Origin of the sequence: Sporolactobacillus shoreicorticis, assembly GCF_024125445.1 — a bacterium.
In the GTDB taxonomy this organism is placed as follows: Bacteria; Bacillota; Bacilli; order Bacillales; family Sporolactobacillaceae; genus Sporolactobacillus; species Sporolactobacillus shoreicorticis.
Map to the genome: position 1 here is coordinate 1 of NZ_JAMXWM010000092.1, position 785 is coordinate 785.

Consider the following 785-nt stretch of genomic DNA (forward strand, 5'->3'; position numbering starts at 1 on the left):
TAGCTTATAAAGCAGTAGTAAAATACTTATATTAAGCGCCTTATTGCATTTAAAATAGGATTCATTTTATGACTAGAGAGGAAGGAATTAACAGTGGCAAGCGTACCAATCAAAGATCAAAAAAAAATTAAGGAAATGTTTGAAGCTTTGGCTAGTCGTCAGAATGGTGAAGTTTACACGCTTTATTTTGAATTTGCTCTTTCAACTGCATTAAGAGTATCGGACATCCTTTCCCTTCGAAAAAGGAACATTCGAAACGGCTACGTCCATGTAAAAACAATGAAGACCGGCATGGAACGTGTGATTGTATTAAATAAAAACTGTCGAAAACGGATGGATAGCTACTTGAAAACAAAAAAAGATGATGACCTCATATTCCCATTCAAAAGACAGTGGGTCCATAAACTATTAAAATGGGCAGCTGACTTTGCAGGGCTTGATCCTCGCTATATTAGTTGCCACTCGACTCGAAAAACCGCAGCATGGCGTTTTTACATAGACAGCAATCATGATATTATGAAAACAATGTATTTATTGGGACATAAGTCCCCAAAAGAAACACGTTTTTACCTTGGGATTAATGATGAAGAGGTGAACCATCAGCTCATCAACGTATCTTGGCGCTGATGAAAAAATTACCTTTCCTGTACTCATCTGTAAATCTACTATAAAATAGTATTTATGCAACCGATGTAACCATAGATGTCAAATGCAACTAATCAAAGTGGTCTGGTTACTTATTTGCAATGAAAATAAGTCTTTAAGGCCGGATACTTGCTCCTATG

The 785-nt window shown here is 36.3% G+C and carries 1 protein-coding gene; it reads left to right on the top strand.

Annotated features, from left to right (window positions below; genetic code table 11):
- Nucleotides 1–93: 93 nt before the first annotated feature.
- The gene (locus NIE88_RS22110; RefSeq protein WP_253065714.1) at nt 94–627 is read left to right on the top strand and encodes a tyrosine-type recombinase/integrase; all 534 of its coding nucleotides are present in this window, start codon (nt 94–96) and stop codon (nt 625–627) included.
- The last annotated feature ends 158 nt before the right edge of the window (nt 628–785 follow it).